The organism is Methanobrevibacter sp. (assembly GCF_036307625.1).
GTDB lineage: Archaea > Methanobacteriota > Methanobacteria > Methanobacteriales > Methanobacteriaceae > Methanocatella.
This window is the reverse complement of sequence record NZ_JAXJXF010000146.1, coordinates 1-1,784: the sequence shown is the minus strand read 5'-3', so window position 1 is coordinate 1,784 and position 1,784 is coordinate 1. Positions and strand designations below refer to the sequence as shown.

The window sequence follows — 1,784 nt, the reverse complement described above, 5'->3', positions numbered from 1 at the left end:
TAACTGTTATAGACAACAGCATCACTGTATTTTCTTAAATCTTCATAAACTTTTGCTGAAAATTGCTCACCACCAAGGAAAATACATTTTAAACAAGAAACAACATTACAGAATTCATCTAATTCAAGATAAGACCCAATTCTTGAAGGAGTAATTTCTAAAACTTCAGGTTTATTTTCATCAATCAATTTAATAAGCTCAGGAACATTTCTGATTTGAACATCATCAGCCAAAATCAATTTCAATCCATTTGAAAGAGATGTCAAAATATCGTCAACAGACACGTCAAAAGAGATAGTTGTAATACAAAGCAAACTATCATAAGTGGATTTAGGATTTTGAGCCTGATTACAAATGTTTTTATGACTAATCATTACTCCTTTAGGATTACCTGTTGAACCTGAAGTATAAATCATATATGCCAAATCATCTGGAAGAACATCAACATTCGGATTAACAGTAATACTCTCTTCAAGAAGTTCATTGACATTTATAGAATTGTCAGAAGTCTCATAGCTTATGATATAATCCGCCTGACTGTTTTCATAAATGTAGTTGATTCTTTCCTGAGGATATTCTGGATCAATAGGGACATATGCACAACCTGCTTTCAGGACACCTAAAATAGAAGCAATTAAATTACTGTCCCTTTTAAGCATTATAAGGACATTGCTTTTAGGCTTTACGCCTCGTTTGAGTAATGCATTTGCAATCTTATTACTTTTCTCGTTCAACTCACCATAAGTTAAAGTGGCATCACTTGCAACCAATGCGACACGATTTGCTTTTTCAACAACCTGTTTTTCAAAGCGTTTATGTAAAATTGGAGTGTCAATTTCTTCAAATTCTGGAATTTCCCCTTCCATCAACTCAATATCATTTAGTTTTAGCTTATCCATATCATTTACAAAGAATTGGAATAAGACATATTTAATTGAACGCAGGAACAGACTAACATACTCTTCAGTATAGATTTGATCGTTATATTCCAAATACAGAGTAATAAATTCCCCATCATCATAGATATCCAAGTTTATTTTATAATCCGTTGAAACAGTACCATCAAGGTCAATTGCTTCATAAGCTCTACCATTAAGTTCAATATCATTCGTTAAGGATTCATGAAACGCATAGAAGAATTCTGGTTTTAATTGATATTCTTCTGAAAGTTTTGTGTACGGATAATCGCTATGAATCAATGCATCTTTCCATGCTTTATCAACTATTTTTATGTAATCTTCAACCCACATGTCACGATTTTCGGCATTTACAATAACCGGTAAGGTTTTAACTAACATTCCCTGAGTATTTGAAAAATTAGGGTTTGCCCTACCGTTGAATATTGTTGTAATTAATGATTTGTCACTAAATGTAAATTTATTAAGGTTTAAAAGTGTAGCAGCCATAAATAAAACGTTTGAACTTATTGAATGGTCTTTACAGAAGTGTTTGACAAAATCAGAACCCACTTGGTCTGAAATAAGTTTAATATTTCCAATATCTGGATTACCATTCATATTTGGAGTTAAAACTGTTGATTCAATGTCTTGGCTAAATTGTTTTTTGAAGAATTTCTCAGAAACTTCACTAACAGAGGCTTTCTCTTCAATCAGACTGTATTCAAATCCGTTAATTATTTCAGCTTCGATTTCTTCATCATTATATGCTTTGGTCAAATCATTAAAGAAAATGCCTTGAGATACTCCATCAGAAATAATATGATGGAAATCAATGAATAATATGGTTTCCGTTGGAGTTTTATAGATTTTAAATCTAAATAATTG

1 protein-coding gene is annotated in these 1,784 nt (G+C 31.5%); it reads right to left on the bottom strand.

The genetic code is table 11. From position 1 onward, the window contains the following. A partial coding sequence (locus UIB65_RS09285) for an AMP-binding protein (RefSeq protein WP_330041125.1) occupies positions 1-1,784 on the bottom strand: 1,784 nt, incomplete at both ends.